General features: G+C 52.2%; 24 protein-coding genes. 11 read left to right on the top strand and 13 right to left on the bottom strand.

Going from position 1 to position 26,635, the window contains the following annotated elements; genetic code table 11:
- Positions 1 to 25: 25 nt before the first annotated feature.
- On the bottom strand, positions 26 to 3,661 hold the full coding sequence (dnaE, locus tag ACW9SV_RS02285; protein WP_479555118.1) for a DNA polymerase III subunit alpha: 3,636 nt from the start codon (positions 3,659 to 3,661) through the stop codon (positions 26 to 28).
- Positions 3,662 to 3,856: 195 nt separating this feature from the next.
- On the opposite strand from dnaE, the gene ACW9SV_RS02280 reads away from it, so the two are divergent.
- The 5 genes from ACW9SV_RS02280 (at position 3,857) to ACW9SV_RS02260 (ending at position 8,339) form a co-directional block, all read left to right on the top strand.
- Positions 3,857 to 4,252, top strand: coding sequence for a DUF3817 domain-containing protein (locus tag ACW9SV_RS02280; RefSeq protein WP_479555117.1), 396 nt, complete (start codon positions 3,857 to 3,859; stop codon positions 4,250 to 4,252).
- Between the two features lie 224 nt (positions 4,253 to 4,476).
- Entirely contained in the window at positions 4,477 to 5,172 is a 696-nt protein-coding gene (locus ACW9SV_RS02275; RefSeq protein WP_479555116.1) for a response regulator transcription factor, read from the top strand.
- A complete protein-coding gene (locus ACW9SV_RS02270; protein WP_479555115.1) occupies positions 5,169 to 6,557 on the top strand; it encodes a HAMP domain-containing sensor histidine kinase in 1,389 nt (462 codons plus the stop codon). The genes ACW9SV_RS02275 and ACW9SV_RS02270 overlap by 4 nt, the downstream gene beginning before the upstream one ends.
- A 363-nt stretch (positions 6,558 to 6,920) precedes the next feature.
- Entirely contained in the window at positions 6,921 to 7,376 is a 456-nt protein-coding gene (locus ACW9SV_RS02265; protein ID WP_479555114.1) for a hypothetical protein, read from the top strand.
- Between the two features lie 42 nt (positions 7,377 to 7,418).
- A complete protein-coding gene (locus tag ACW9SV_RS02260) occupies positions 7,419 to 8,339 on the top strand; it encodes a bestrophin family protein (RefSeq protein ID WP_479555113.1) in 921 nt (306 codons plus the stop codon).
- A gap of 363 nt (positions 8,340 to 8,702) precedes the next feature.
- Here ACW9SV_RS02260 and ACW9SV_RS02255 read toward each other — a convergent pair whose 3' ends face one another.
- On the bottom strand, positions 8,703 to 9,923 hold the full coding sequence (locus ACW9SV_RS02255; RefSeq protein WP_479555112.1) for an SDR family oxidoreductase: 1,221 nt from the start codon (positions 9,921 to 9,923) through the stop codon (positions 8,703 to 8,705).
- 191 nt (positions 9,924 to 10,114) lie between these two features.
- Between ACW9SV_RS02255 and ACW9SV_RS02250 the strand changes: the two genes are divergently transcribed.
- Entirely contained in the window at positions 10,115 to 11,110 is a 996-nt protein-coding gene (locus tag ACW9SV_RS02250; protein ID WP_479555111.1) for an L-dopachrome tautomerase-related protein, read from the top strand.
- 30 nt (positions 11,111 to 11,140) lie between these two features.
- Here the strand turns inward: ACW9SV_RS02250 and ACW9SV_RS02245 are convergent, their stop codons facing one another.
- Positions 11,141 to 11,380, bottom strand: a complete 240-nt coding sequence (locus ACW9SV_RS02245; RefSeq protein ID WP_479555110.1) for a heavy-metal-associated domain-containing protein — start codon at positions 11,378 to 11,380, stop codon at positions 11,141 to 11,143.
- Between the two features lie 379 nt (positions 11,381 to 11,759).
- Here ACW9SV_RS02245 and ACW9SV_RS02240 point away from each other — a divergent pair, with 379 nt between their 5' ends.
- A complete protein-coding gene (locus ACW9SV_RS02240; RefSeq protein ID WP_479555109.1) occupies positions 11,760 to 13,103 on the top strand; it encodes an MFS transporter in 1,344 nt (447 codons plus the stop codon).
- Positions 13,104 to 13,193: 90 nt separating this feature from the next.
- Here ACW9SV_RS02240 and ACW9SV_RS02235 read toward each other — a convergent pair whose 3' ends face one another.
- The 5 genes from ACW9SV_RS02235 to ACW9SV_RS02215 form a co-directional block, all read right to left on the bottom strand.
- Complete coding sequence (locus ACW9SV_RS02235) at positions 13,194 to 13,328, bottom strand: hypothetical protein (RefSeq protein ID WP_479555108.1); 135 nt, start codon at positions 13,326 to 13,328, stop codon at positions 13,194 to 13,196.
- 286 nt (positions 13,329 to 13,614) lie between these two features.
- Positions 13,615 to 15,840 carry a LysM peptidoglycan-binding domain-containing protein gene (locus ACW9SV_RS02230; RefSeq protein WP_479555107.1) on the bottom strand — a complete coding sequence of 742 codons (2,226 nt, stop codon included), beginning with the start codon at positions 15,838 to 15,840 and terminating at the stop codon, positions 13,615 to 13,617.
- 205 nt (positions 15,841 to 16,045) lie between these two features.
- Positions 16,046 to 16,690, bottom strand: a complete 645-nt coding sequence (locus ACW9SV_RS02225) for an O-methyltransferase (protein ID WP_479555106.1) — start codon at positions 16,688 to 16,690, stop codon at positions 16,046 to 16,048.
- A gap of 186 nt (positions 16,691 to 16,876) precedes the next feature.
- Positions 16,877 to 17,470 carry a redoxin family protein gene (locus ACW9SV_RS02220; protein ID WP_479555105.1) on the bottom strand — a complete coding sequence of 198 codons (594 nt, stop codon included), beginning with the start codon at positions 17,468 to 17,470 and terminating at the stop codon, positions 16,877 to 16,879.
- 99 nt (positions 17,471 to 17,569) lie between these two features.
- Entirely contained in the window at positions 17,570 to 18,217 is a 648-nt protein-coding gene (locus tag ACW9SV_RS02215) for a 4'-phosphopantetheinyl transferase superfamily protein (protein ID WP_479555104.1), read from the bottom strand.
- An 83-nt stretch (positions 18,218 to 18,300) separates the two neighbouring features.
- On the opposite strand from ACW9SV_RS02215, the gene ACW9SV_RS02210 reads away from it, so the two are divergent.
- The 3 genes from ACW9SV_RS02210 to folB are packed head-to-tail and all read left to right on the top strand — an operon-like array spanning position 18,301 to position 20,629.
- Positions 18,301 to 19,230 (top strand): WD40 repeat domain-containing protein, encoded by a 930-nt coding sequence (locus ACW9SV_RS02210; RefSeq protein ID WP_479555103.1) that lies wholly within the window; start codon positions 18,301 to 18,303, stop codon positions 19,228 to 19,230.
- Positions 19,227 to 20,249, top strand: coding sequence for a DivIVA domain-containing protein (locus tag ACW9SV_RS02205; protein ID WP_479555102.1), 1,023 nt, complete (start codon positions 19,227 to 19,229; stop codon positions 20,247 to 20,249). The genes ACW9SV_RS02210 and ACW9SV_RS02205 overlap by 4 nt, the downstream gene beginning before the upstream one ends.
- Before the next feature lie 11 nt (positions 20,250 to 20,260).
- Entirely contained in the window at positions 20,261 to 20,629 is a 369-nt protein-coding gene (folB, locus tag ACW9SV_RS02200) for a dihydroneopterin aldolase (protein WP_479555101.1), read from the top strand.
- A 143-nt stretch (positions 20,630 to 20,772) separates the two neighbouring features.
- Here folB and ACW9SV_RS02195 read toward each other — a convergent pair whose 3' ends face one another.
- Positions 20,773 to 23,265, bottom strand: coding sequence for a penicillin-binding protein 1A (locus ACW9SV_RS02195; protein WP_479555100.1), 2,493 nt, complete (start codon positions 23,263 to 23,265; stop codon positions 20,773 to 20,775).
- Positions 23,266 to 23,427: 162 nt separating this feature from the next.
- On the opposite strand from ACW9SV_RS02195, the gene ACW9SV_RS02190 reads away from it, so the two are divergent.
- Positions 23,428 to 24,456: an LLM class flavin-dependent oxidoreductase gene (locus ACW9SV_RS02190; protein ID WP_479555099.1), complete on the top strand. Its 1,029-nt coding sequence runs from the start codon at positions 23,428 to 23,430 to the stop codon at positions 24,454 to 24,456.
- Positions 24,457 to 24,562: 106 nt separating this feature from the next.
- Here ACW9SV_RS02190 and ACW9SV_RS02185 read toward each other — a convergent pair whose 3' ends face one another.
- The 4 genes from ACW9SV_RS02185 to ACW9SV_RS02170 all read right to left on the bottom strand — a co-directional run bounded on the left by ACW9SV_RS02185 (position 24,563) and on the right by ACW9SV_RS02170 (position 26,601).
- A complete protein-coding gene (locus ACW9SV_RS02185) occupies positions 24,563 to 25,297 on the bottom strand; it encodes a DUF72 domain-containing protein (RefSeq protein ID WP_479555098.1) in 735 nt (244 codons plus the stop codon).
- A 91-nt stretch (positions 25,298 to 25,388) separates the two neighbouring features.
- Positions 25,389 to 25,760 (bottom strand): hypothetical protein, encoded by a 372-nt coding sequence (locus ACW9SV_RS02180; RefSeq protein WP_479555097.1) that lies wholly within the window; start codon positions 25,758 to 25,760, stop codon positions 25,389 to 25,391.
- Positions 25,733 to 26,029: a hypothetical protein gene (locus tag ACW9SV_RS02175; protein ID WP_479555096.1), complete on the bottom strand. Its 297-nt coding sequence runs from the start codon at positions 26,027 to 26,029 to the stop codon at positions 25,733 to 25,735. The genes ACW9SV_RS02180 and ACW9SV_RS02175 overlap by 28 nt, the downstream gene beginning before the upstream one ends.
- The gene (locus tag ACW9SV_RS02170; RefSeq protein ID WP_479555095.1) at positions 26,026 to 26,601 is read right to left on the bottom strand and encodes a GAF domain-containing protein; all 576 of its coding nucleotides are present in this window, start codon (positions 26,599 to 26,601) and stop codon (positions 26,026 to 26,028) included. The genes ACW9SV_RS02175 and ACW9SV_RS02170 overlap by 4 nt, the downstream gene beginning before the upstream one ends.
- Positions 26,602 to 26,635 lie beyond the last annotated feature (34 nt).

Raw genomic sequence — 26,635 nt, 5'->3', positions numbered from 1 at the left:
TTGGGCTTTCTGCTTTTAGGCCAAATCAAATTAACTGACAAGTCGCTACTTCCAAATCCTTCACGTTCTGCAAAAACGACTTCGGGTCAATGCGGTAACGCCTAGAGAAAAGCTCCACAGTTAACCGTTCGCCGGGCTCAGTGAGCACTAATTCCAGTTTCTTCTGGCCTGGGCTGTTGATGGCGGCTTCTTCCAAGCGGTCAATCAGCATGGCGTTGATGTTGCGGATGTCTATGTCCATGCGCACGCCTTTGGCCATTTTGTCGGCTACGTCTGAAAGCAACTGCATGGAGAGGGGTTTCAACTCCCACTGGTCTTCAGATTTGTAGCGCAGCGTTACCTTGGCTCTTATGAACAGGTACATGCCTTCTTTCACGTACGGCGAGAACTTCACGAAATCTTCCCCGAAGAGTGCCAGCCCCATGGTGTTATCGTAATCCTCTAGCGAGAACAGCAGGAACGGGTTGCCGTTTTTACCGGTGCGCATCACTACGTTGCTGATGATACCCGCCACGTTCACGTCACGGTTCTTAAACTCGGCAATCCGGTCTAAGCTACAGGTACAGTAAGAGTCAATCTCCAGCTTGAACTGGTCCAACGGGTGACCGGAGAGGTAGAACCCAATCACTTCTTTCTCGCGGCGAAGCATCTCGGTCAAGGTCCAGGGCTGTACGTCTGGTACTTTCGGCAATGGCATGTCCACGGCTCCGCCACCGCCAAACAACGACTGCTGGGCAGCGTTTTTCTCGGCCTGGAACTGGTTCCCGAAGCGTACGGCCTTTTCAATCAGGTTGATGCTTTCGCCTTCCGGGGTTTCCAGGTACTGGGCGCGGTGGTAGCGTTCAAACGAGTCAAAGGCACCGGCCTGGGCCAGACTTTCAAACGTCTTTTTGTTCACGGCGCGCAGGTTCACGCGTTTCGCGAAGTCAAAGATATCGGTATAAGGCCCGTTCTTCTCCCGTTCTTCGATGATGGCTTCCACCGCGGCCTCGCCGGTGCCTTTCACGGCGCCCATCCCGAAACGGATTTGGCCTTGCTGGTTCACGTTGAACTGGTGGATGGATTCATTCACATCGGGTCCCAGTACCTGGATTTGCTGCTTGCGCGCTTCCTCAATAAAGAACGTCACCTTCTTGATGTCGTTCATGTTGTGGGTCAACACCGCAGCCATGTACTCGGCAGGGTAGTGCGCTTTGAGGTAACCGGTCTGGTAAGCGACCACGGAGTAAGCGGCGGAGTGCGAGCGGTTGAAGCCGTACTGCGCAAATTTCTCCATTACGTCAAACACCTCAGAGGCGTGCTTGGCCGGAATGTTATGAATCTCCTTGGCACCAGCCACGAATTTCTCGCGCTCTTGGGCCATTTTCTTCATGTCCTTCTTACCCATCGCGCGGCGCAGCAAGTCGGCACCACCCAGGGAGTAGCCCGCCAGTACCTGCGCCGTCTGCATGATCTGCTCCTGGTACACCATGATTCCGTAGGTGTTTTTCAAAAGCGGCTCCAAAAGGATATGCGGGTATTCCACCTCTTCCTTGCCCTGTTTCCGGTTGATGAAGTTCGGGATGAACTGCATCGGGCCCGGACGGTACAAGGCGTTCATGGCAATCAAGTCCTCGATGTTGGTCGGCTTGAGGTCTTTGAGGTACATGCGCATGCCCTCAGACTCAAACTGGAACGTACCTATCGTGTCGCCCCGCTGATAGAGAGCGTAGGTTTTCTCATCGTCCAGCGGAATATTGTCAATATCAATCTCTACGCCGTGGTTCCGCTTGATGAGTGCCATGGCGTCTTTCAGGATGGACAGGGTTTTTAGGCCCAAAAAGTCCATCTTCAGCATGCCCGCGCTTTCAATCACTTTCCCGTCAAACTGCGTCACCAACAGGTCAGAGTCCTTGGAGGTAGACACCGGAATGTAATTGGTAATGTCATCTGGGGCGATGATAACCCCTGCCGCGTGGATACCCGTGTTCCGCACGGAGCCTTCCAGTTTTTCGGCTAGTTTCAGGGTTCTGGCCTTTAAATCGGAGCCATCGCGCACGGCCGCCAGTTCCGGGGACTCAATAAAGGCTTTTGCCAAAGTAGTGCCCGGGGCTTCTGGTACCATTTTGGCCAGTTCGTTCGCCTCAGACAAAGGCAAGTCAAGCACACGGGCCACGTCTTTGATAGACGATTTGGCGGCCATGGTACCGAAGGTGATGATTTGGGCCACCTGTGTTTTGCCGTACTTGTCTACCACGTAGTCAATCACGCGCTGGCGGTTCACGTCATCAAAGTCAATATCAATATCGGGCATGGATACCCGCTCAGGATTCAGGAAACGCTCAAACAGCAGCGAGTACTTGATAGGGTCAATGTTGGTGATACCTACGCAGTACGCCACGGCAGAACCCGCCGCTGAACCCCGGCCCGGACCCACGGCCACACCCATGTCACGACCTTTGTTGATGAAGTCCTGCACAATGAGGAAGTAACCCGCAAAACCCATGGTCTCAATGATGCCCAGCTCATAATTCAGGCGCTCCTCAATCTCTGGGGTAATCTCACCGTAGCGTTTCTTGGCTCCTTCAAAGGTAAGGTGGCGCAAAAACAAATCGGCGGTGGGGTGCTCCGGAGGAAGCGGGAAGTTGGGCAACAGGATATCGCGCTGCAGTTTGGGCGGCGTAATCTTGTCTACAATCTCATTGGTGTTGTCTACCGAAAAAGGCACATCGGCGAACAATTTGTTCATCTCGGCCTGCGACTTGAAGTAGAATTGGTCGTTAGGGAACCCGAAACGGTCCTGCGGACGAGGCTTCTGCTGTTCTTCCTCAATGCGGTATAGCATGCGGCGCACGTTCTCGTCGTGGCCGTACGAGTTCCGGATGTTGGTGAGCGTATCATAAATCACCTCACCTTGCCCGGACATCAACCGGAAGTACTGCGTCTGGAAATCACCTACGGGTACAGTTTCCTGCTCGCCGGTGTTTACGCACAGCAGGATGTCGTGCGCGTTCCAGTCAGATTGTTCCACGTAGTGGGAGTCATTGGTACAGATGACCTTTACGTTATACTTGATGGCAAATCTGAGAAGCACCTGGTTTACGTCTTCCTGGCTCAGGCCGGTGCCATCAATGTTCATGAGGCCGTGACGCTGAATTTCAATGTAGTAATCGTCGCCGAACAAATCCAGCCACCACTTCAGCAGTTTCTCGGCTTCTTCCTCGCCTTTCCAGAGAATGGCTTGCGGCAGCTCGGCACCAATACAGCAGGAAGTAGCGATGAGGCCTTTGGAGTACTTCATTAAAAGCTCCTTGTCTATGCGTGGCCACTTGCTGTACAAGCCGTCAATGTAGGAGTAGGAGCAAAGCTTGGCCAGGTTCTGATAGCCTTCCTGGTCTTTGGCCAGCAGCAATTGGTGGTGGCGCACGTCTTTCTGCTCCTTGGAGAAAGTTTTCTGGTGCCGGTCGGCCACTAAATAAAACTCGCAGCCCACAATGGGTTTCACGTTGTACTTGTTGGCCTCGGCCACAAAGTTGAACGCCCCAAACATGTTGCCGTGGTCGGTCATGGCAATGGCTTTCATGCCATCGGCCGAGGCCTTTTTCATGAGCGCACCAATGCTGGCGGCCCCGTCTAGCAACGAGTACTGGGTATGGGTATGGAGGTGGGAAAAATCTGGCACAGCGGTAAAAAGTCTAGAGTTCTGAGTCTTGGGCCCGGCGTTGAAAATGGACCCGAAACGGACTACGAAGATACAAAGAAAACACTGGAGAACGGCTTAAAAGTTGCGCTTGCAAATGCCGTTTAAAGCTTCTTTTCTGAAAGTCAGGCTTAAACCCAGAAAGGATTTTTTGTTCTCCAGAAAAGCGGCGAATCTATGCCCTTTTTGACGAGTGGAAAGCAGAAAAGCCTTGGGGTTAACCGCCTGTGCCGTACCTTTGTGTATCTTAATTCTGATATGTTTATGAGTTTTCCTTTGAATACTTCCCTGGGCCGGTTTCGGCTCATCGCCTTTATTGAAGGTATTTCTTATTTGATTCTGTTGTTCATTGCCATGCCCATGAAATATTTGGGCGGCATGGAAACAGCGGTGCGGTATCCGGGCATGGTGCACGGGGTATTGTTTGTGCTGTTCGCCTTCTTATTGCTGCAGGTGTGGATTGAGTACCGCTGGTCGTTTAAGAAAGCGGTGGCCGCCTTTGTCTGGTCGCTTATTCCTTTCGGCACCTTTTACTTTGATAAAAAAATTGCCCACGACAAGCCGGCTCGCTAAGTGCATTTTGGGGTCGTTTTCATAAAAACAGCCTCTGAACGCTCCGCTTCAACGCCAAGGTTGTAGAAATTTTAGAAGCCGCAGTAGCCAAACAAAGGCAGCTGCGGCTTTTTTGTGGGCATAAAGGGGAGCTCTCAGGGCAAGAAAGCAAGGAGGTAAACAATGCTTGTTTTGGGTTGTTGTCCTTCAGCTACTACTTTTGAAGAACAGACAACCAAATTTTTATGGGGCTGAAGATACTTTTGGTGGAAGATGAAGCCAAACTGGCAGACATGCTGCAAAGGGGCTTAAAACAGGAAGGATACCAAGTGAGCGTGGCGCTTACCGGTTCCACCGGCCTCCAGATGGCGCGTGAATTTACCTTTGACCTGATCATTCTGGACCTCATGCTGCCCGGGATAAGCGGCCTGGAAATTTGCCAGAAACTGAGGCAGGAAGAGGTGGAAACCCCCATTCTCATGCTGACTGCCTTGGACTCTCCTGAGAATATTGTCACTGGGCTGGACAGCGGAGCAGACGACTACTTGGCCAAGCCTTTTGATTTTGGGGAGCTGGGAGCCCGTATCAGAACCCTTACGCGCCGGAGGCAGAATGGCGTTACGCCTGCCAAGCACCTGCTGCTTTTGGCAGACCTGGAGATAAATACCCAAAGCAAAAGCGTTACCCGCGGCGGCAAGCCCATTACGCTCACTGCCACAGAATTCCGATTGTTAGAGTTTTTGGCCCAACGTCAGAACATTGTGTTGTCTCGCATTGAGATATTGGAGAACGTCTGGAACATTGACTTCAACCTGGGCACCAACGTGGTGGATGTGTACATCAATTACTTGCGTAAAAAAATAGACCGTGACTACTCTCCTAAGTTGATTCATACCGTCATTGGCATGGGGTACATGTTTAAAGAAGGGGAGACTGCATGAACATCCAGACCCGGGCTACCTTGCTTTTCTCGGCCATTACCTCCTTGGTTATTTTGCTGTTCAGTGGGTTCATCTACTTCTTCACGAACCATTATGCCTTTGAGGATTTCTACCAACGGCTGGAAACCCGGGTGAACCTGGCCACAGATATCCACTTGCAGGTAAATTCCTCTGCCAGCACTGAGCAGATCCGCCAGCTGCGGCAAGATTACCTGGAGAAATTGCCCGGAGAAAAAGAATACCTGGTGGAAATACCTCCCCAAGTTTCGCCAGAAAACCTGCAAAGCAGCGAACTGCCCCAAGCCTTTGTGGGCGATGTGCTGCGCGAGGGGTTTGCCAGATTCCACGCAGACGGAACGTTCTATGCTGGTCAGCTTGAACAAGTGAAGGGAAAAACCTACCTGGTGGCCGTCTCGGCGAAGGAGCCTTACTGGTTGGAGGAGGTCTCCAACCTGCCCCGAATTCTGCTGATGGGCTTTCTGCTCTCGGTAGGAGTAGTGTACTTTATGGGCCGCCGCTTTACCTGGCATACCTTCAAGCCCATTAGAGACATTATCAAAAACGTGAAGGGCATCTCTGCCGAGAACCTGAACCTGCGCCTTTCCACGGGGCCCAACAAAGACGAGTTGGCAGAACTGGCCCAGACCTTTAACGACATGCTTACCCGCCTGGAAACGGCCTTTGAGACCCAGAACAACTTTGTGAGTAACGCCTCGCATGAGCTCAGGACCCCTTTGACCATTATCAAAGGCGAAGCTGAGTTGACCCTGGCCACCGAGGGACTTACCTCAGAGCAGCGGCAATCTCTGCAAGTGATCCTGCAGGAGGCGGAAGTGCTGCGCGATATCTTGACCAGTCTCCTGGGGATGGCCCAAAGCGGATTTGACGGGAAGAAACAGAACTGGGAGGTGATCAGGGTAGACGAGTTGCTCTGGTTGGTGAAAGAGTCGGCTGACCAGCTTTACCCCGAAAACAACATCCAGCTAGATTACAGCACGCTGCCTACTGAGGAAACCCATCTGCAGGTGGCCGGGAACGTGAACCTGCTTAAACTGGCCATCAGTAACATTGTCATGAACGCCTGCAAGTACTCCAACAACCAGGAGGTGATGGTGCGCCTGCAGGTAGAAAGGGATATGTTGACCGTGATGGTGCAAGACCAGGGCATTGGTATTCCTGAGCAGGAGCTTCCGTACGTGTTTGTGCCGTTTTTCAGGGCTTCCAACACTTCTGAGTTTGAGGGGCACGGGGTAGGTCTGCCTTTGGCGCTCAACATCATCAGGCTGCATAAAGGTAGCATTGGCATTAATACCAGCGAAGGTGCCGGTACCGAGATCAGGATTCTCCTTCCTCTCGCTAAGCCCGAAACTGAGGCTTTGGGCTAACTCTTTCCTTGCGCACCTTCCTGTTTTCGCCCTGTTTCAGGAAAATTCCTTTAAAACGAAGCCTCTCCACCAATGCTTTTCCTGACCGCCAGGACAAACGCTGGCAAGCTCCACGTCGGCTTTTAATACTGGTCTTTCCCTTCTAATCTCTTCTTATAAGCGTTGGGTTTTCTGCCCTTTTTACCCAAATAATAGCTAAAAACTTAGCTTATTTTTGTGATGTAAATAGTTGGTAATCAATTGAATGAACGTAGTATTAAAATGCGAGTAAGTATTCTAATTGCATTCTAATCTCCCTCTTACAGGAGGTTAATACGGTCAACGTAGGTTTGTGAAAGTCAGAATCATAAACCAATAATTACTATGACCAGTGTATTGATTCCCTCCAATTTCTCAGAAGATCTATCTCCCTGCATACACGAATTAACAGAGACTTTTCCTGGGCTGCCGCTCAAGGTGGTGTTGTTTCATGCCTTCGGGTTATCCAGTTCCATCACCGAGTTGCTTATGCTGGCCAGAAGAAGCAAGGAAGAGGAACTGGTGTCACTTGAGTTCAAGCGTCAGTGCCAACGGCTGGTGCGGGAACAGGAGTTGATCCAGGCTATTGAACCGGTTCCTTTCTACGGCACCACCCTGGTGGCTTTCAGGAATTTCCTCCATGCCCACCGTGTGGAGTTCATCGTGAATCCGGCCAATTACCAGTACCAGCCCCTGGCGAAGCTTAGCCAAGACCCTAGGTTATTTCTGCAGAAATGCGGTTTGCCTGTCATCACGGTAACCCCGTCGGTTCCGGCTTTTGAGATGGCGGCCATGCGCTAAGAGGGCTCTTTCACTGTTTTTTCACTTTTGAAGTAAAAGCTTATGTTATTAAAGAAGAATATCCCCATTCGGTATGTGTTTGGGAAAATAAAGACAGAAGTGGTGATGGTCGTGATCTATGCCATTTTGGTGGAAGTAGCGTACCTGAACTTGCATTTCACCCGCATCACCATTCCTATTGCGGTGCCTACCATGTTGGGGACCATTCTTTCGCTGTTGCTGGCTTTCCGGTCAAACCAGGCGTATGACCGGTGGTGGGAGGCCCGTACCCTGTGGGGGGCCATTGTGAACGACTCCCGCTCGCTTACCCGGCAAGTCCTGAACTTTGTGGAGACCCCGTATAACTCGGTGGAGGCCCTGTATTTCAAAGAGATGTTTGTGAAGCGGCAAATTGCCTGGTGCTACAGCCTGGGGCAGTCTTTACGCGGATTAGACCCTCTGCAAGAAACGGAAGGCCTGGTTTCTTCTGAGCAACGGGCACTTCTGAAAGAGTTTTCCAATAAACCCGTGGGGCTGCTGGAACTGCATGGGCAGGACCTCAAGCGCGCCTACAAAGAAGGGTGGGTGAACAAATACCAGCAGGTGGAGATAGACGCCACCCTTACCCGTCTCACCAACTCCATGGGTGGCTGCGAGCGGATCAAGAACACCATTTTCCCTGCCACCTACAGCCTGTACACCCACCTGGCGCTCATCCTCTTTATCTTGCTGTTACCCTACGGCCTGATTACCGAGTTTGGGATCATGATGGTGCCTTTGGTGGTAGCCATTTCGGCTTCTTTCATGCTGATAGAGAAGATGGCCATTCACCTGCAGGATCCTTTCGAGAACAAACCTACCGATACCCCGGTGACCTCCATCGCCAAAACCATTGACCGTGACTTGAAGCAGATGCTGCGGGAGAACTATGGGGTAGAAGCCCCAAAACCTCAAAAGCAGGTAGCCAGTTTCTATATCCTGTAAAGGAGGAGGAGAATCTGTTGCTTTTAGCTGAAAAGGGCGAAAACTCTAAAAGCGTCACCTTGGCTTGGAGTAGCAGAAGAAGACTTGCTTTGAAGTAGTAGTTTGCTTTCTGAATATTTAAAAGGGTTTGAGGACTGTTTTATGTAAACAGCCCCAAACCCTTTTCTGTTGAGCCGAGCTGAGAGAGGAGGAAAGAATGCCTGTTTTTTTGGAAAGCCTTAGGCAGGAAAATACGTCCTTCCACCACCTGAAACCAGGGCAGAGAAAAGGAAAAGGGTACCTCCGGCTGAAGAATCAGGACCGGAGGTACCCTTTATTTCTGAAACGCTTTAGGGGCGTTGCTAAGGTAACTTACCAATGAGCTTAGAAGGTGTCATCGCCCAAGTTTCTGCCGCCGGCAGTATAGCGGTCATTATCGGTGCGGGTGGCTCCGCCGGTATAGATATCATCTCCCAAATTAGGGGCTCCTCCGGCAAAGGAATCATCCTCCAGATACGTGGTGGTGGTTACGATCAGCACTTCGTCTTCTGGCTGGTAATTGCTTTCAGATTTTTTGCTTCTCTTAGGCAGGCTGATGTTTTTCAAGGAGTTTTTGTTCATCAGGGCATAAACGGCGGCACCGGCGGCCACGAAAATGGCGCTGGTGGCTACCGGGTGCAACTTGGCCCGGGTGTACAGACTCGTCTTCATCACGTATCCCTGGTGGTTTCCGCGTACCTGGCCGCCCAAAGTAGGCCGGTGTAAAGAGCCTTCGCGGTGCATGGCTGGTTCTTCGCGCATTTGCTCATCTGTCATCACTTTGGAGCTGATCCAGTCCATTACCCCTGGGAAACGCTTGTTCATGGCGCTCATAACTTTCGCTCCTCCACCAATCATGATATCGCGTTGCGGATGAACGGCGGCGTGCAGGATGGCGTTGGCAACTTCCTCTGGCGTGTACACCGGGGCGGGCAAGGTCAGTTCGCGGTCGGTGTAGTTTTTGGCGTGCAGCGGATAAGGGGTATCAATACCGGCTGGCTTGATAAGCGTCACTGAAACTGGTGCTTTGTCTTCCATCAACTCTATCCGGAGGGCATCAGTAAAGGCTTTCACGGCATGCTTGCTGGCTGAATACATGCCCTGTAAAGGGATGGCAATGTCAGACACCTCGCTGCCCAGGTTAATGATGGCGCCGCCTTTGCTTCTCAGGTGCTGCGCCGCAATCTGCGAACCATACACAATACCCCAGAAGTTGGTGTCAAACAAACGGCGGTTGTCCTCGTCGCTCACTTCTGAGATCCGCCCATAGATAGATACCCCGGCATCGTTCACCCAGGTGTCAAAACCGCCGCACTCGCGAATGGCAACATCGGCAATCCATTGTACTTCCTCTTTCCGGCCCACATCGGCAACGCAATGGAAAGCCTTGCCGCCTTCGTTTCTGATCTGCTGTTCAATTTCTACCAAGGCCTCCCGGTTGCGGGCAGCCAATATAACGGTGGCACCTTTTTTGGCGGCAGCCTGGGCCGTCGCCAAGCCTATGCCGCTGGAAGCTCCTGTAATCACGATCACCTGCTCGTTGAGCGGTTTCAATGAATATTTCATACCTTTTAGTTAGTGATGATTGAATTAATTCATAAAGCAATAGGTATTTTTTACGAGGCTTATTCCCATAAGATACAAAAGAAGTGAGAAAGACCGGGCTGGCCGTAGCAAGAGGGGAGGCGTGGCAGAGGCTTTAAAACCAAACCGGCGCAGGGCAAGTAAAAAGGGGAGGTTTATAAAAACACAACGCCATGCCATCAAGACAGCCAGAGAAAGTAGCCTCGTTTAACGGAGTTCAGATTACGGGAGTGACCATTAGCCAGGACGGAAGGTTGTTTGCCAACTTCCCGCGGTGGCACGAAAACCTGCCTTTCTCCGTGCTGGAGATCATGCCCAACGGAAACCACAGGCCCTACCCCGATGACCTTTGGAACACCTGGGACGGGGAACCGAAGGAAAACCGCTTTACCTGCGTACAGTCAGTGGTGGCGCACGGCGGCTCTTTGTTTGTGCTTGACCCCGCAAGTCCCATGATGAAAGGCGTGGTGGGCAATGCCATGCTCTACGAGTTTGACCTTACCACCGACCAGCTCCTGAACCGCTGGGAATTTGACAAAACCATCGCCCCCGAGAAGTCTTACCTGAACGATCTCCGGATTGACCGGGAAGCGGGCAAAATTTACATCACCGAATCTGGCGTAGGCGCCATCATTGTGCTGGACCTGAAAACGGGTGTGCCCAGACGTCTGCTGGATAACCATGCCTCTACCAAGTCTGAAGATGTCTGGCTTACAGTGGAAGGCGAGAAATGGGTGAAAGACGGCGAGAAGCCCAGCATGCACGCAGATGGCATTGCCCTTTCCAATGACAAGAAGTACCTCTACTACCACGCCCTCACCGGCTATACCCTGTACCGTGTACCCACCGAAGCCTTGAATGATGAAAATCTGGATGCGAGCGCTTTGGAGGCAAAAGTGGAAAACCTGGGCAAAACCACTGCACCAGACGGCATGTACTTTGACCGGAACGGCAACCTCTACCTGGGCGATCTGGAGAAGAACGCCATCATGTGCATGACCCCAGAAGGCGACCTCAAAACCTTTGTGCAAGGCGACGAAATCAAGTGGCCAGACACCTTCACCATCGATTCCAAAAACAATTTCTACTTCACTACCTCACGGATTCATGAGGCGGTTGGGGATATCTCAGACCTGGAGTTCAATATCTTCAGGGTGCCTCTAGACTAGTAAGATGGTAGGGTAGAAGCAGCTTTTAGGTTATAAGTCCTCCCCGCCAATACCCAGTACCCGCAGGATTTCTGAGGTAAAGCCAGCCTCAGTGATGGCATTCTCAATTTTCTGCGGGTCAAGGTCTTTACCGGAGACACTCAGGATATTTTCTTTTGAGGAGGTGTCTACCTGCCAGTTTTCTACCCCGCTTAAGGCATCTAGGTGGGAAGCAATTTTGGTTACTCCGGTTTCGTCGGAGATGTTGGTTTTGAATTTCAGGATTTCCATAACGCTTGTTTTGTGCTTCCTTGAATTTTACTTAGAACTAATACAAGGGTTGTCTTTTAAGTACGTCTGACCAGTTTCAACATGTAAGAAGGAAGCGATTCTTTTCAAAATGAAGCGGTTTAAAGCGGTCCAAGTAAACCAAAGAAGTCCGAGTTTTTGCCAGAAACGGGAGGTGCTTGCTATCTGTTTCAACCTCGTTTTTGAAAAAGGAAGGGGAAAGCGGGAATAATTATTTAAAAATTAGACGTGGCTTTTGGGGCTTTTTCTCCAAAACAAAGCCCCAAAAGGCCTTTGCTCCTGGAAGAACGTAGCCTCTCACCTGAACAATAGGTTAAGCGCTCCTCGTACACAAGGTTCGGCCAATAGGAGTTGGATAGAAATGGAAGAAACGTTAGCTGTTGATAAACCTACGCGCCTGGGCGGCATGTTCCGGGCATTGCAGTACCGCAATTACCGCCTCTTTTTCATGGGGCAAAGTATTTCCCTCATCGGCACCTGGATGCAGCAGATTGCCATGAGTTGGCTTGTGTACCGCCTCACCGATTCTGTTTTTCTGCTAGGGATGGTGAGTTTCGCGAATCAGATTCCCTCTTTCTTGCTGGGCCCATTTGCCGGAGTTATCTCAGATAGGTTCAACCGCCATCGGGTGTTGTTGCTTACACAGTTTCTGTTTCTGCTGGAGGCCAGCACCCTGGCTGCCCTGGTACTTACCAATACCATCACCATTCACTACATTCTGGGGTTGGGGGTTGTTGCGGGCATTGTCAACGCGTTTGACATGAGTGCCCGGCAGGCGTTGGTGGTGCAACTGGTGGAGAAACGCGAAGACATGAGCAACGCCATCGCCCTCAATTCCTCTATGTTCAACATGGCCAGATTGGTAGGACCTTCGGTAGCGGGCGGACTTATAGCCGCGGTAGGTGAGGGGGCTTGTTTCCTGCTTAACGCCATCAGTTACCTGGCCGTCCTGGCCTCCCTGGTCATGATGCGACTCCCCCAGTTTGAACAAAAAGTGCAGAATACCCAAGTCTTGAAGTCATTGGGGGAAGGGTTTAAGTATGCCTTTGGTTTTTCGCCCATCCGGGACATCCTGATCCTGATTGCCACTCTGAGTCTCTTCGGGATGCCGTTCACCGTGCTCATGCCTGCCTTTGCCCGCGATGTTTTGCACGGAGATGCCAGTACCTTAGGTTTGCTGATGGGGGCCTCGGGAGTTGGCGCGCTGCTGGGCGCTTTGTATCTGGCTTCCCGTAAGAGCGTACTTGGTTTAGCCCGGGTGATTGTAGTGGCCTCGGTGCTGTTTGGCTTGGGGTTGATCGCCTTCGCTTTTGCGAACACCCTACTGCTAGCCATGATGAGCATTTTTGTAGTGGGCTTGGGCATGATTCTGCGCATGGCTTCCAGCAACACTTTGATCCAGACCATTGTGGACGAAGATAAACGGGGGCGGGTCATGAGTTTCTACTCTATGGCGTTTATGGGAATGGCCCCTATTGGAAGTTTGCTGGCTGGGTGGCTTGCAGAACGGATTGGGGTTGGGTATACTTTGCTGGGATGCGGCATCATCTGCCTGGTCAGTATCGTTCCCTTTGTGTTGAGCCTTCCCCGGTCTAGGCAGTTGGTGCGGCCAATTTATCAGCGGTTGGGTATTCTGCCGGAGATTGCCAGTGGGTTGCAAACGGCTTCTACTCTTTCTTCTCCGCCCGAGGGAGGGAAAATGTGAATTAGCGGTGCTTTTAGGGAATTAGGCTTAAAGAATGGTTTCTATCTGACGGGGTGCTGTTCGTTGGGGTTTATGGGCTTTGCTGTTTCATCACTGCTTTGGTGCGCTCAAGGCCGCGGGGCCTCGTCTTCCGGCCTCGCGCTGTGTTTTAGCCTTGGCCAGTAGGTCTGCCTGCGGCACCAGGTCTAAAACAAAGGCGCTCAACCGAAAGACTGGAAAAGGCATCTTCAAACTTATAGTTGCATAGCCAAGTAGTTGGTCATGGGTTAAGTTTTCAAGTTTTCTTCTTATGGTTCAAGTCTGTGACTTGGACCTATTATGATCTGCAGTTTGCAACTGCAGTGGGGCGCTAGCTTCAAAATAAACCTTCTTTGTTACAATCATCACCAACAGCCATAAAGCTTTTTTTGTGAGATGCCTTTCTTACACTTACAATTGAATTTACTTTATAAATCCCCTAAAACAGAAGAAGCCAGCTGAATAGCTGGCTTCTTCTGTTTTAGGGTTACCCTTATTGTTTTGGTTTGATTACCAGGTTTTCGCCTATGCTCACGTTGTGATCGGGTTTGTTGTTCCATTCCATGATTTGTTGGATGGTCACGCCGTATTTGCGGGAGATGGCATACATAGACTCGCCGGCTGCTACTTTGTGGGTAATAGTGGCGGTAGCGGCTGCCGTTTCGCTGGTAGTAGTCTCGGTCTGGGTGGCTTGGGTAGAGGCTGGAGCGGAAACTACCAGCTTCTGGCCGATGGAGATAGAGCCGGCAGTCAGGTTGTTCCAGGTCTGCAGGTCTGGCACCGATACGCCGTATTTGCGAGAGATGGCGTATAGGGTCTCGCCTGGGGCTACGGTGTGTTCTGTGCCTGAAGCCGCAGCTGCTGTCGTGGTGGTTGCGGTTGGAGCTGGTGTCGCTTTTACCGGGGCTGCAGCAGTAGTGGTGGCAGCAGGAGCGGCCGTGGCGATAGGGGAGCCGGTTAATAAAAGCTCGGTGCCTAAGGCCAACGGAGCGCTGCCATCCAGGTTGTTCCAGGCAAGCAGGTTCTGGATAGAGATGCCGTATTTCCGGGAAATAGAATACAGGGTCTCACCTTTCTCTACTACGTGCTGACCAGAAGCCGGAACCGGGATTGGGGTAGTAGGGGCTGCTTTCACATCAGAAACCACTGTCTCAGAAGGGGCTTTGCGCTCAAGAACCGGAGATGGTTTGGAAGCGGTGCCCGCCGCTGGATTTTTGGCTGGGTACGTGCTTGGCGCCGGAGCGTCTGCCTGCGGGGTCTTGCGAACGTACGGGGCAGCAGCTGAGTCTTCCACTTCCACGCTGATAGATCCTTGTTTAGGCGTAGCAGGAGTAGTTCTAGGGGTTGCTGCTGCCGGGGTAGAGGCAGATTTCTGGGCCAAAACCTCGGTTGAGGCAGGAGCTGCTTCTTCTTCCAAAGGTCTAATCTCAACCGGGATGCTGGTTGGTCTGGTTTGCTGTAACCAAACCACGCGGCCGGGCTCCAGGCTTTCAGTTTTCTGCATGCGGTTCTTAGAAAGAAGCTTGTTCAACTTCACAGCATACTTCTGGGCAATGTCATGCATGGTTTCGCCGCGCTGCGCTACGTGGAACTCCGTGTCTTTGGCTTTGGCGCGTTTTCCTTGCAGGTAGTAGGTTTTGCCCGGCACAATTTCATCGGTGCTGTTCAGTTCGTTCACGCGCAAGAACTTGCCGGTAGAGATATTCCCCTGTAAGGCCAGCATGTCTTTGGTATCACCTTGCTGGGCTACCACAGCTTGCGGAGTATAGGTGTTGTTAAGTTTCGCCTTGATGGTTTGGAAGAAGCCTTTGATTCTGCTTACGCTATCGTGTGATCTGGTGGCAGCAGTTCTGGTAGTAGGTGTGCTGGTGCTTTTCACCGGCCCTGCGCTCGCGAATACCGGACGAGGAGCTCCTGCGGCGTAAGGTACCATTACAGTATATTCTTTGTCAGAAGGCACAGTAGAAGCCATCAGCCATTTGTTGTAGCGCTCAACTTCAGCGGCATCGGCTTGGGCGGCCATAGCAATCTCGGTCAGGGTTTGGCCTGGGGTAGCTTTTACCGGCTGCAGGGTGATAGTCGGGTTAGGGTTCTTGCCGATGGCGTTTTCGTAGGCCACTTTGTGCGCCAGAAACGTGAGCAGGTACTTGTTTGTCTGGTTGGTCACCTCCATGTTCTTCGCCCCAATGTCTGAGGTTTTGGTGAGGGCTTTGGTGCCGTTCAGACCCTGATAATAAGAAAGCAGGGTGTTAAACCAGTTCTTGTAGTAGGCGTTGCTGCGCAGCATGTAGCGGGCCGCCCCACGGCTTGATTCAATGATGTGCTTGCGCTCATCTACCATGCTGTTTACCTTGATTCCCAACTCAGTGGCAGAGCCTTCCTTGAATTGCCAGAACCCAACGGCATTGGAGGTAGACACCGCATCAGACACCAGGCCGCTTTCCTGCAGAACCAGGTATTTAAAGTCGACGGGAACGCCTTCTTGTTTAAGTGCCTGCTCCACAAACGGGAAATAGGCATCGGCGAGGTCTACTTTTTTCTGGAAGTAGCCAGGGTGCTTGGTCAGGGCATCCACTACTTTCTGGATTTCGGTCCGGGCGCTTTCCTGGATTTGCAGGTGCATGTCTGCAAAGTACATATTGTTAGGAACTACCGGACGTTGGGCTTGCGCTACCAGGCATAACAGGCTGAGTAACAGGAGCGATAATGATTTTTTCATCTGATTATCGTGGGATTGGTAAAAGAATAGCAGAAAACCTATGTTCTTGTAAAACTGGAATTACCACCATCTAAATGGCTATCTGGTAAAGGGTTGTACAAAAAGGGGCTCTACAAAGTAGGTGATTTTGAGGGCGCAATGGAAGCCCAAGGCAGGTAAAAATTTATCCACCCGCTTTTCCACGGGGTTGTCCACAAGTTGTGGATTACTTCTTGCGAGCCACCAAAATGCCGTCTCTGATGGGCAACAGCAGGTTTTCTACCCTAGGATCTTCGTGTACCTTGCGGTTGAAATCCAGCACCAGCTCGGTATCCTTGTCCAGTTTAGGCCGAAACTTCTCCACTACTTTGCCGCTCCAAAGCACATTGTCGGTGAGAATGAAGCCACCGGGACGCACTTTGTCCAGCACCATGTCATAGTAAAGGCCGTTACTTTTTTTATCGGCGTCAATGAAGACCAAATCCCATTCCTCATCCAGGTTGGGGATGACGTCGGCAGCCTGCCCAATATGCAGTTGGATCTTCTGTTCCAGGCCAGCCTCTGAGATGTAGCCGCGCACCATATCTTCCAGCTCATCGTTCACGTCAATGGTGTGCAGCACGCCATCCTCCGTTAAGCCCTCTGCCAGGCAAAGCGCCGAGTACCCGGTATAGGTGCCAATCTCCAGAATGCGTCGGGGCCGAAGCATCTGGGAAAACATGGCCAGGGTGCGCCCTTGCAGGTGCCCTGAGAGCATGCGCGGTTTCATCACGTTCAGGTGGGTCTCGCGGTTGAGGCGGTGCAACAAGGGCGATTCGGGAGTGGTATGGGCCTCAGAGTAGGCGTTCAGGTCTGGGTCAAGGAAATCCATGGGTTCAGGTATGAAGTAGGAGATAGGATAGAATCTCAGGCCAAAGGTACAGCCGCAGATGCAGGATTGCAGTTTTCAGGCCACTTTTCAGAAAACGAGGCAAAAAGAAAGCCTGCCGCAAATGGGCAGGCTCCTGAAGTATGGTTTACAGGCCTTTTCTAGTAATCAGCCCCAAAACAAGGCAGCTTAGAATTTTTTGATCAAACAGCCGGTGGCGCGGCGCTCAGCATTAGTCACTGACCGGCCGGCTAAAAGCGCATCCAGGGCGGCGGCCAAGTGGCGCTCTTTCACATAGTTCTCGGCCTGGGGGTTGTCATCGATAGCACCCTTGTAACGGAGGTAAAAGCCATCGGTGGAGTTTTGCAGCACAAAGACCTCGGGAGCCTTGGTGGCGCCAAACTGCTTGCTTAGTCTCTGGCCTTCATCTACCAGGTACGGGAACCTGCCAGCACTAGGCGTATCAGGTTGGGCTTTCACGTTTTGGGTACCCTCTTCCAGACCGATGTTGGTATTCACGTACACAAAACGGGCTCCCTTGCCAGAATAGGTTTGGGAAAGGTTCTGCAGGCGGTTTTCATACAGCTTGGCGTAGGGGCAGCTCACGCTGGTGAAGACTACCACTAGCAGAGGCGCATCTTTGAAGCTACTCAGCTCCACCGATTGGTTTTGGGCGTCTTTCAACGTGAAATTGTCCACTTTGGCTCCCACCCGGTAGCCGGTCTGTGCAAAAGAAGCGCTAGTGATGAAGAGGGCGAGTAAAAAAGTAAAAAAAAGTTTCATATACGTTGGGTCCAGAAGGAGATTATCAATTTTAATTGAACCCGGTTCCTATATTCTAAAGGTACTCGGTTTCTTTAGCTTTGGGTTTAAAGAACGTTTTTACGAAAGCGGGGCCAGAACGTACGTCAATACAAACTCAGGGTGTACTTCATAGTGAACGGTATAGCTTTGCTCAAAAGTATCGGTAGCCACGCGTCCAGCAAAAGTCCCGGCCAACTGTCGGTCAAAATCCTGCAGCCGTAAATGCTCCCTGAAATCCAGTTTTTTGTTTTGGTACACTTTGTAAAGCGTTTCCTTGGCGCTCCAGTAAAGGTGTATTTTTTCGGGATCATCGGTGGAGGCAAGCAGTTCTTCCTCGCTTAAAAACCGTGGAGCCAACCGCGGCGCCTTGTTTCCTTTCAATTCAATATCTATGCCAACTTGGTGTGCGTTGGAAACGATGGCCCCTACCCATGGCCCGGAGTGCGTGAGTGACACCCGCCACGCATGGTCTGAACAGACCGGAACGCCGGTTTCCAAAGATTGAAGGAATAGATCAGAAGCAGCGTTGTATTGGTTTAGTAAAGTGTACGCCAAAATACGCGCTGCGAGCCACTCCCGGGTGCGGGTCTCTGATTTAAACTCCGGAAAAGAATGGTTTGGCCGCCAAGTAAGCAGCTGAGAACTAAGCTGTTCAATGGTTTCCTCTACCCGCCAAAGCCCTAGAAGAGAGGAAGAAGCGAGTGGGTTGACTTGGTACAGGGGCATAGAAGCGAGAGGAGGGAACAGGTTTTTGGGCTGATTTTGGTAAATTTAGGCAAAAATAGCTTCCGTCCCTTTTCCCCAACAGCATGGCCAGCCCGTTTCAGGTTCAGAAAATCACCACCCTTACCGGTCACCGGGACTGCGTCTACACGCTGGAGCGGGCCCCCGAGCCCCAGAAGTTCTTCTCGGCCGGGGCCGATGGCATGGTGGCGCAGTGGGACCTGACCCAACCCGAGAATGGCGAGTTAGTGGCCAAAGTGAGTTCCAGCGTGTACGCACTTAAGTACGTGCCCGAGAAAGACTGGCTCCTGATTGGGCATAACCACAACAGCCTGGAGGTTTTGGATCTGAATGCGAAAACAGTGGTGAAAACCATTTCCTTGCCACCCACGGCCATTTTTGACATCCAGTATTCCTGGTCTTCGCAACGGGCTTTCCTGGCCTTAGGGGACGGTTCACTGGCAGTGGTTGATCTGGAAAAGCTGGAGGTGCATAAGATCATCCGCTTCTCAGAAAAGAGCGCCCGCAGCTTGGCCCTGCATCCTGAGCGAGGCAAAATTGCCCTGGGGTTAAGCGATCACCGGATTTTAATTTTAGACCAGGACACGTTGCAGGTAAGGCACGCGTTAGAAGGGCATACCGGCTCTGTGTTCACGGTGGCCTACACCCCCAACGGGAAATACCTGCTCAGCGGCAGCCGCGATGCCCACTTAAAGGTGTGGCAGGCGGAAAACCAATACCAGGAACACACCAGTATCATCGCGCATTTGTTTACCTTAAATCACATCGCTTTCAGCCCCAACGGGCGGCTTTTTGCTACTTGCAGCATGGACAAAAGCGTGAAGGTATGGGATGCCGAGACGTTCAAATTATTGAAAGTGATAGACAAAGCCCGGCACGCGGGGCACGGCACCTCGGTGAACAAATTGTTTTGGTCGGCTCATTGGAATCAGTTAGTTTCGTGTAGTGATGACCGCAGCATTGCGGTTTGGGCATTAACCTTGAAGGAAATATGAAGATTACACCGTTAGAAATCAGACAGAAGACGTTTGAAAAAGCGTTTAGGGGCTTGGACAAGGAAGAAGTGCATGCGTTTCTGCTCACGCTTTCCCAGCAATGGGAAAAACTGCAGGACGAGAACAAAGACCTGCGCATGAAGTTGGAAGTGGCCGGCCGCGAAGTCCAGAAACTACGGGAGGTGGAATCATCGCTCTACAAGACCCTCAAGACCGCCGAAGACACCAGCACCAGCATTGTGGACCAAGCCACCAAAGCCGCTGATCTTCAGATTCGCGAAGCCCAGCTTAAGGCCGACCAGGTGTTGGAGGCTGCCCGCCAGAAAGCCCGCAGCGTTTTGGAAAGTGCCTACATGCAAGCCGATAAAACTGTGGCCGAAATGCACGCCGAGGTGAAAAACCTGGAACAGGATTACCTGCGCCTGGAAGATTACCTGGAAAACATGGTGCGTGACCTGCAGAACCTGGCTTCTGACGCCTTGGACAAGGTGGAGAAAACCAGGTCAAAACCTAAAGCCTCACTTGCCAGTATCTTACAAAGAGCCGCCCAAATCAAAGCGCAGCGGCCCGATGACGAAAAAGATACTACTATGAACGCATTTACCTCAGCACCCATAACCCCGGCTACCAGACTGGCAGATGTACCGGCCTCGGCCTTTACTGACCAGCCACAGGCCGGCGGATACGAAATTGGCGGCGGCGGAAGCCGTGAGTCTATTCCGTCAACGCCAGGCACTATTCCGCCGGTGCATACGCCAAGCCCAGCCCCAGACGTACATCCGCGTACCCCAGAGATTGTGCCTCCGCATATCCCTACGCCGTCTATTGACCCTCCTAGAAGAGAGGAACCTAAACCAGATCTTCCGCCAGCACCAAGCCCAACTCCGGTTGAGGAACCAGAGCCAGAGCGTGAAAACCCGGTACCTACTACGCCAGAGGTTCAGCCTCCGGGAACCAGCCAGGCCAAGCCAGCCCCTGCGATGGCAGCTGGTGGCGGCTCTTTCTTTGACGAAATCTAGTTCCGTAGTTTATGGGCCAGATTGCACTGGAAGGCATGGAGTTCTTTGCCTTTCACGGGTTTTATGACGAGGAGCAGAAAATAGGCAATAAGTACGGAGTAGACCTCTACATCCAAACCGATTTGCACTCGGCGGCCGCCTCAGACAACCTGGACGAGACGGTGAATTACGAGAGGCTGTACAAACTGGTGTTGCATGAAATGAGCCTTCCGGCCCGTCTCCTGGAACATCTTGGGCATCGCATCATGGAAGCCATTCTGCAGGAGTTCCCATTTGTGCAGCAGGTGAAAGTAAGCGTCTCCAAGTTCAACCCGCCATTAGGAGGAATCTGCCACAAGGCCAAAATCACGTTGGAGAGAAGTGGAGGTTCAAATTCTTGACTTCCTTTTTAAGGCTGTTTTGAAGAAACAACTCATAAACTGATCATGTAAAAAGCCCCACCTATTTAAGAATAGGTGGGGCTTTTTACATGTATTTTTCTGTGCAGGATTTTGTAAGAGCAATCCTTGGTGGTTGGCCGTGACTAATCTTCCCTTCCCCAGCGGCCTCGGCCATTTCCTCGTTCCCTTCTCTTCTCCAGCTCTTTTTCCAACTCCTTCTGCCAGTCTTTCTGCCGATCTCTTTCCTTCTCTCTATCTTTTTCTCGGTCCTTATCCTCTTTGTCTTTCCGTTTGAAAAGGCGTTTAAAGAAGCGCTCAATTCCTTTGTCTTCTACCTCCACAATGGGAGCCTCCTCATATGGGGGCTGGTACGGTGGGCAATTGAGATAACTTTGGAAGTGGGAAGGAAGTGGAGCAAAGCGGCTATTGGCGTATTTCCGGTATGCCCGGTCTGAGCCCAACCGTTGGAAGAAACTGCCCCAGATAGGGAGCGCCGTGTTGGAGCCGCTTCCTTTTTCCAGATCCCGGAACCGGATCCGGCGGTCTTCCCCGCCCACCCAGGCTCCGGCCACCAAATCAGGCGTGAACCCGACAAACCAACCATCGGCGTGCGATTGGGTGGTACCGGTTTTGCCCGCAATGCCCATATTCAGGCCATAATCACGCCGTAACCGAATACCAGTACCCTCATTAATCACACTCTCCAACATAGGGCGTAGCAGGGCGGTGGTTTGGTTAGACAAAACATGCTGGCCCTGGCCATTGGGGTTGGTTTGGTCAAACAGAACCGTACCCGCCCGATCGGTGATGCGCAGGATGTACCTGGGTTTTACCTGGTAGCCCCCATTCGCCAGCGCCGCGTAAGCAGCCACCATCTCCAGCAGGCTGGCATCGGCGGTGCCCAAAGCCAGGGAAGGCGTGGTGGGTAAGTCGCCGGTGATGCCCAGGTTGTGCGCCGTCTGGATCACATTAGGTAAGCCCGCCTGCAAAGCCACATTCACCGATACCGTGTTAATGGAGTGGGTAAGGGCCCCTAGCATGGAATAAGCCCCGCCGTATTGGTTATCGGTGTTGCGGGGTGACCAGTTCTCATACTCCGGGAAAACCCGGCGGTCATTTGGAAAATATGTGCAAGGCGCAACCCCTTGTTCCAGGGCCGTGGCGTAGACGATGGGCTTGAACGTGGAACCTACCTGCCGGCGTGAGCGCACATGGTCATACTGGAAGAAATTGTGGCTGATGCCGCCCACCCAGGCCCGTACGTACCCACTGTTGGGTTCCATGGCAACAAAACCGGCGTTCAAGTACCGGAGGTAGTGGCGCAAAGAGTCCATGGGGCTGATGGTGCGGGTAACCTCACCCCGCCACCGGAAGATCTGCATCTTGCGCGGGGTGTTGAAGATCTCGTTTATCTCGTCGTCTGAGAGGCCAGCGGCTTTGTGGCGTCTATAGCGGAGGGAACGTTCTTTAGCGGCTTTCAACACATCAGGTTGGCCTGACCAAGGGTCTTTTTTGCCCCAATGTTTGTCAAAGTCTACCTGCAGGGTTTTCATGCGCTGCCGAAGGGCTATCTCGGCGTGGCGTTGCATCTTGCTGTCAATGGACGTGTAAATCTTTAGCCCATCGTTGTAGAGATTGTAGGGTTCGCCGTCTTTGTCTTTCTGTTTTGCGGCCCATTTGCTTAGTTCCTCGCGCAGGTGCTCCCTAAAGTAAGGAGCCAGGCCGCTGTGGTGCGAATACGGGTTGTACCTTAACTTGAGCGGGCGCTTCTGCAGAGAGTCTTTCTGGGCTGGGGTGAGATAGCCGTATTTGGCCATCTGAGCCAGTACCACGTTGCGCCGCTGCAAAGACCGGTCTGGATAAAGCTTGGGATGGTAATACGTGGTTCCTTTCAGAAGGCCGATGAGCACAGCCGCCTCCTCGGTCTTCAGCGAGTCTGCCGAGGTATTGAAGAAACGCCGGGCCGCTGATTCAATGCCGTACACGTTTCCGCCCATAGGTACGGTGTTCAGGTACAGACCCAAAATCTCTTCTTTGGTGTAAATGGCCTCAAAACGGCGGGCCAGAATGGCTTCGCGCAATTTGTTCACAGGCATGGAAAGAAACCCTAAGCTTTTGCGCGGAAACAGGTTTTTGGCCAATTGCTGGCTAAGGGTACTGCCTCCGCCGGAGCTTTCTTCCTGCAAGAGCAAGCTTTTGATGAGCACACGGGCCAGACTTCGGTAATCCACACCATCGTGCTCATAGAACCGGACATCCTCCGTCGCGATAAGGGCCTTGATGGCGGGCTCCGCAATCTTGTCATAAGCCACATTGGTACGGTCCTGAATGAAATAGCGGCCAATCAAAACGCTATCGGCGGTGTAGACTTCTGAGGGCATGTTGTTCTGCACGGCCTTGAGTTGCCTTTTGGTAGGCAACCAGCCAAACACCCCAAAGTATACGGCCAGGTAGAACACAAAAAGCACCAGTAAGCCCGCCGCTACCCCTTTGCTTAAAATTCGAAACCAACCCCTCTTGTCCAGGGATTTCCAGTAGCTGAGGCTTAGCTTTTGCCCATGCCGGGCACTCCACCGTTTCCGCCGGGTGTTGATCCAGTCTGAGAAGCTTCCGAAGTACGAGTTAAAAAGGGGCATGCGCTAAGAACGTATAAACGTAAGCAAAGGCTATGCTTACCTCCAGGATACCGCAAAGGTTACGCCACTTTTGGGTCGATTTCTTCGAATTGGCCGTAAAACCGAGAACCTAAAAGGCTGATACACCAGCTGAGTAGTTGACTTATAACAGAATAGACGCACATGGCCGAAGCGAAAAAAATAAAATTAAGCGTGTTAGACCAGTCGCCGGTAAGAGCCGGGGGCACGGCAGAGCAGGCGTTGAAAGAAACCCTAGAACTGGCCAAATTGGCCGATAGGTTGGGCTATCATCGGTACTGGGTTTCTGAGCACCATAACTCGCTAGGCTTGGCCGGTCCATCGCCCGAGGTGCTTATTCCGTACCTAGCAGCCCACACAAAACACCTGCGGGTTGGCTCGGGAGGTGTCATGTTGCCGCACTACAGTGCCCTGAAGGTGGCGCAGAACTTCCGGTTGCTGGAGGCCTTGTACCCTAACCGCATTGACCTGGGCATTGGCCGGGCCCCGGGCACCGACCGCAAAACGGCCGCTTTGCTTAACCCTTACAACCAATTCAATGAACAGGATTTTGTAGACCAGCTCATCAACCTGGACCGCTACCTTCAAGATGGCCTCAACGGCACTGAGGCAGCTGAAGTAAAGGTAACGCCTCGGTCGGCTACCACCCCAGAACGGTGGCTGTTGAGTTCTAGCGGCCAGAGCGGGGTGTTTGCGGCGCATTTTGGCATGGGTTTCTCTTTTGCGCATTTCATCAACCCCAATGGTGGTCCGGAAATGATGCACTCTTACCAAACCCGTTTCACGCCCTCCGCTTTATTGAAGCAACCCGCCGGTAACTTTGGGATCTTCGTGATCTGTGCCGATACCCAGGAACGCGCCGAGGAACTGCAACTCTCCATGGACATGCTCATGCTGCACATCCGGCAGGGCAAAGGCAGCGGGGTGCCTTCCCTGGAAACCGCCAAAGCCTTCTACCAAGACCTAGAGCCCGATGAACTTGCCCACATCCAATACAACCGCCAACGCATGGTGGTGGGCACCCCCGATAAAGTAAAGGAAAAATTAGACGCACTCGCGGAGTCGTACAACGTGGATGAAATTGTGGTCGTGACAATTACCTATGATTTTCAGGACCGCCTGCGCAGCTACGAACTCTTGGCTCAGGCGTACGGATTGGAGGCCAGAAGCTAATCTGTTCAAATGGATTGAGGCCCGATTTCAGGCTATTTTCCGGAAAGTAGGTGGAAAGCTGATGAAGGTTCGTGTAATCTCGCCGCAGCGGCATAAAGACTCAGAACTATCCTTTCAACAATTCCTGCAGCCGAATTGCATTGACAGGGGCGTACCCGTGCATGTCGTTGTCAAAGTAAACGTACACGTCTTTTCCTTCCTGGGCCCAGGAGCGGCAATGGTCGGACCAAGTTTGAAGGGTGCTTTCTGAATAGCTGCCATCGTATTTTCCCTCGGGCCCATGTAGGCGCACGTACACAAAATCGGCGGTGACTTGCAGGGGAGAAAGGTGGCCGGCCAGATCGTAAATACAGAAGGCATGGTTGTGCTGTTGCAGCAACGCGTACACCTCTGGGGAGTACCAGCTTTGGTCCCGGAACTCAAAGGTGTAGCGGTGATAGGGCGGCAGAACCCGCAGGAAGTCCTGAAAACGCTCCAAGTTGAGGCGCCAGGCCGGCGGTAACTGGAACAGAATAGGCCCGAGTTTCTCTTCTAGCGCCTGGGCATTGCCCAGAAACTGAGCGAGGCTTTGTTGCGGGTCTTTCAATTTCTTCATGTGCGTGATGAAGCGGCTGGCTTTCACCGAAAAGAGAAAGTCCTCGGGAACGCTGGCCCTCCAGGCGGAAAAAGTCTCGGCAGTAGGTAAGCGGTAGAAGGAGTTGTTGATCTCCACCGTCCTGAAAAAACGCAGATAGTATTCCGTGAACTGTTTAGAGGTAACCCCCTCCGGATAGAAGTTACCCTTCCAATGGTTGTAATGCCACCCCGAGGTACCGATGTAAATGCTTCCAATTTCCTGCATAGCCCTCCTTATACGAAGGGTTCAGCCCAGGTTGAAGGTAAAAGGCGTTTACGCTGGGTTTCAAGGAAAGTAGCCTTAAATCGGTGAGGGATTAGGTATTCAGGAACCGGTGAAAGAACCATCCGCCAAGGGCGTAGAGGGCCACGTCAACCAGGTCGCCGGTGTAGCGGGGAAGAAACCAGGGAAAGACCAGCTCAAACGCCAGGGAGAAGTAAAGCACCACAAACCCGACGTGGTACACCGTAAACCGAACCTGAGGTCCGTAGAAAAGCCGCATCAAAAACAGGGTGACGGTAAGCACCAGGGGCAGGCAGAGGAGATCATCCAGGTAAAACCGCATCCAGTCGGGGCGGGGTGTCTCTAGCCACGCAAGGCCTCGATGGGTCAGGTACAGGGCGGCCAAAGTCCAGAAAAGAGGGGAGAAGGTAGACCAGTTTACCCGGCCAGCAACGCGATCAGCCATAGGATAAAGGAGATAATGCCCGCAAAAGCCAGCTGAAACCCTAAGCCTATGCCTTTCCAGACTTTGGTGAAGGCAGAATCAGTGGGGTTGATTTGGATGAAGTCTATGGTGAACCGCTTTTTCTCTTCTTCCTTTCGCTCATCCTGGGCTTGTTGCCGCTCAAAGGCGACGGGGTCTAGCAAGCCCTGGCAGAACTCGCATCGGTCAGTGGTGTCTTGGTTCCAGCCAGACCATTGGCCGCAGTGGGGGCATTTTTTAGTGGCTTTCATGAAGTAGTGGCCGGAACAAACCTATCCAGCAAAGTCTCCAATGACGGAGAAATAATGGTAAGCAGGAGTTCAAGCAAATAGGGGCTAGGCAAAGGCTTCTGGTGCTGCAACGCCACCACCCCAATCAGCTCCTCTGAGGAACTGAGGAGCGGAGCCCCAAAGTAGCTTTCAATCCCGAACTCACGAAGATAAGGATCATACGGGAAACGGTCCTTCACTCCCGAGGCAAAATACAGAATTCCGTGGCGGGTAACATTGGCGCAAGGCGTGTTTTCCAGAGCGTACGTCGCCTGCGTAGGCAGCAATTGGCCTTTTAACAGAAGCCGCAAGATTTTCATCTGGCCCGCTTCCTCCGATTTATGGCAGATCATGACCACATCAGCCCCCGAGTGCTGGTACAGGAATGAAAGAACCTCTGTGGCGTAGGAGGGTTGCTCAGAACGCTGGGTCAGTAACACGGCGGCATCCAGCACCGATTTCTCATCGGTATTCCAGGCTACATCTAATCTGCGGTTCCAGGTATCTAACATTGCCTTGCTCTTATTATCCTCCACAGAAAAAGCAAAAGTCATGCCTTCTAAGGGCCGTTTTGGGGTTTTAAGCTCG

The organism is Rufibacter sp. JT20002, assembly GCF_056491185.1.
This window is presented reverse-complemented; position numbering and strand designations above follow the sequence as displayed.